Source organism: Pseudomonas sp. 1121_17 (assembly GCF_052850745.1).
On the sequence record NZ_VXCX01000026.1, the window covers coordinates 1 to 3,319 of the forward strand.

Sequence of the window (3,319 nt, forward strand, 5' to 3'; positions counted from 1 at the left end):
AGATCGTTCTTTAAAAATTCGGATATGTGATAGAAATAGACTGACATGCACTTTCACTGGTGTGTGATCAGGCTAAGGTAAAATTTGTGAATGCTCGAAAGGGCAGTACGAATTTTCGGCGAATGTCGTCTTCACAGTATAACCAGATTGCTTGGGGTTATATGGTCAAGTGAAGAAGCGCATACGGTGGATGCCTTGGCAGTCAGAGGCGATGAAAGACGTGGTAGCCTGCGATAAGCTTTGGGGAGTCGGCAAACAGACTGTGATCCAGAGATCTCTGAATGGGGGAACCCACTCAGCATAAGCTGAGTATCTTGTACTGAATACATAGGTGCAAGAGGCGAACCAGGGGAACTGAAACATCTAAGTACCCTGAGGAAAAGAAATCAACCGAGATTCCCTTAGTAGTGGCGAGCGAACGGGGACCAGCCCTTAAGTTGGTTTGAGATTAGTGGAACGCTCTGGAAAGTGCGGCCGTAGTGGGTGATAGCCCCGTACACGAAAATCTCTTATCAATGAAATCGAGTAGGACGGAGCACGAGAAACTTTGTCTGAACATGGGGGGACCATCCTCCAAGGCTAAATACTACTGACTGACCGATAGTGAACCAGTACCGTGAGGGAAAGGCGAAAAGAACCCCGGAGAGGGGAGTGAAATAGATCCTGAAACCGTATGCGTACAAGCAGTGGGAGCCTACTTTGTTAGGTGACTGCGTACCTTTTGTATAATGGGTCAGCGACTTATATTCAGTGGCGAGCTTAACCGAATAGGGGAGGCGTAGCGAAAGCGAGTCTTAATAGGGCGTTTAGTCGCTGGGTATAGACCCGAAACCGGGCGATCTATCCATGGGCAGGTTGAAGGTTGGGTAACACTAACTGGAGGACCGAACCGACTACCGTTGAAAAGTTAGCGGATGACCTGTGGATCGGAGTGAAAGGCTAATCAAGCTCGGAGATAGCTGGTTCTCCTCGAAAGCTATTTAGGTAGCGCCTCATGTATCACTGTAGGGGGTAGAGCACTGTTTCGGCTAGGGGGTCATCCCGACTTACCAAACCGATGCAAACTCCGAATACCTACAAGTGCCGAGCATGGGAGACACACGGCGGGTGCTAACGTCCGTCGTGAAAAGGGAAACAACCCAGACCGTCAGCTAAGGTCCCAAAGTCATGGTTAAGTGGGAAACGATGTGGGAAGGCTTAGACAGCTAGGAGGTTGGCTTAGAAGCAGCCACCCTTTAAAGAAAGCGTAATAGCTCACTAGTCGAGTCGGCCTGCGCGGAAGATGTAACGGGGCTCAAACCATGCACCGAAGCTACGGGTATCACCTTTTGGTGATGCGGTAGAGGAGCGTTCTGTAAGCCTGTGAAGGTGAGTTGAGAAGCTTGCTGGAGGTATCAGAAGTGCGAATGCTGACATGAGTAACGACAATGCGAGTGAAAAACTTGCACGCCGAAAGACCAAGGTTTCCTGCGCAACGTTAATCGACGCAGGGTTAGTCGGTCCCTAAGGCGAGGCTGAAAAGCGTAGTCGATGGAAAACAGGTTAATATTCCTGTACTTCCGATTGTTGCGATGGAGGGACGGAGAAGGCTAGGCCAGCTTGGCGTTGGTAGTCCAAGTTTAAGGTGGTAGGCTGAGATCTTAGGCAAATCCGGGATCTCAAGGCCGAGAGCTGATGACGAGTTGCCTTTAGGCGACGAAGTGGTTGATGCCATGCTTCCAAGAAAAGCTCCTAAGCTTCAGACAATCGGGAACCGTACCCCAAACCGACACAGGTGGTTAGGTAGAGAATACCAAGGCGCTTGAGAGAACTCGGGTGAAGGAACTAGGCAAAATGGCACCGTAACTTCGGGAGAAGGTGCGCCGGCGAAGGTGAAGGGTTTACCCCGTAAGCTTTTGCCGGTCGAAGATACCAGGCCGCTGCGACTGTTTATTAAAAACACAGCACTCTGCAAACACGAAAGTGGACGTATAGGGTGTGACGCCTGCCCGGTGCCGGAAGGTTAATTGATGGGGTTAGCGCAAGCGAAGCTCTTGATCGAAGCCCCGGTAAACGGCGGCCGTAACTATAACGGTCCTAAGGTAGCGAAATTCCTTGTCGGGTAAGTTCCGACCTGCACGAATGGCGTAACGATGGCGGCGCTGTCTCCACCCGAGACTCAGTGAAATTGAAATCGCTGTGAAGATGCAGTGTATCCGCGGCTAGACGGAAAGACCCCGTGAACCTTTACTATAGCTTTGCACTGGACTTTGAATTTGCTTGTGTAGGATAGGTGGGAGGCTTTGAAGTGGGGACGCCAGTTCTCATGGAGCCACTCTTGAAATACCACCCTGGCAACTTTGAGGTTCTAACTCAGGTCCGTTATCCGGATCGAGGACAGTGTATGGTGGGTAGTTTGACTGGGGCGGTCTCCTCCCAAAGAGTAACGGAGGAGTACGAAGGTGCGCTCAGACCGGTCGGAAATCGGTCGTAGAGTATAAAGGCAAAAGCGCGCTTGACTGCGAGACCCACACGTCGAGCAGGTACGAAAGTAGGTCTTAGTGATCCGGTGGTTCTGTATGGAAGGGCCATCGCTCAACGGATAAAAGGTACTCCGGGGATAACAGGCTGATACCGCCCAAGAGTTCATATCGACGGCGGTGTTTGGCACCTCGATGTCGGCTCATCACATCCTGGGGCTGAAGCCGGTCCCAAGGGTATGGCTGTTCGCCATTTAAAGTGGTACGCGAGCTGGGTTTAGAACGTCGTGAGACAGTTCGGTCCCTATCTGCCGTGGACGTTTGAGATTTGAGAGGGGCTGCTCCTAGTACGAGAGGACCGGAGTGGACGAACCTCTGGTGTTCCGGTTGTCACGCCAGTGGCATTGCCGGGTAGCTATGTTCGGAAGAGATAACCGCTGAAAGCATCTAAGCGGGAAACTTGCCTCAAGATGAGATCTCACTGGGATCTAGAATCCCCTGAAGGGCCGTCGAAGACTACGACGTTGATAGGTTGGGTGTGTAAGCGCTGTGAGGCGTTGAGCTAACCAATACTAATTGCCCGTGAGGCTTGACCATATAACACCCAAGCAATTTGCTCATGCAGGTTGCGGTGGTGAAGACGAAACGCCGAAGATTCGTACACAAACATCACATATCCGAATTTGCTGGGCCGTTCATCTGGACGTTCTGGCTACAGAATTTCTTGACGACAATAGAGCATTGGAACCACCTGATCCCATCCCGAACTCAGTAGTGAAACGATGCATCGCCGATGGTAGTGTGGGGTCTCCCCATGTGAGAGTAGGTCATCGTCAAGATTCATTTCGCAAAACCCCTAT

General features: G+C 51.3%; 2 rRNA genes. Both read left to right on the forward strand.

From position 1 onward, the window contains the following. Positions 1 to 163 precede the first annotated feature (163 nt). Positions 164 to 3,056 (forward strand): 23S ribosomal RNA (locus FW789_RS24245). 126 nt (positions 3,057 to 3,182) lie between these two features. Further along, positions 3,183 to 3,298 (forward strand): 5S ribosomal RNA (gene rrf / locus FW789_RS24250). Positions 3,299 to 3,319: the final 21 nt, after the last annotated feature.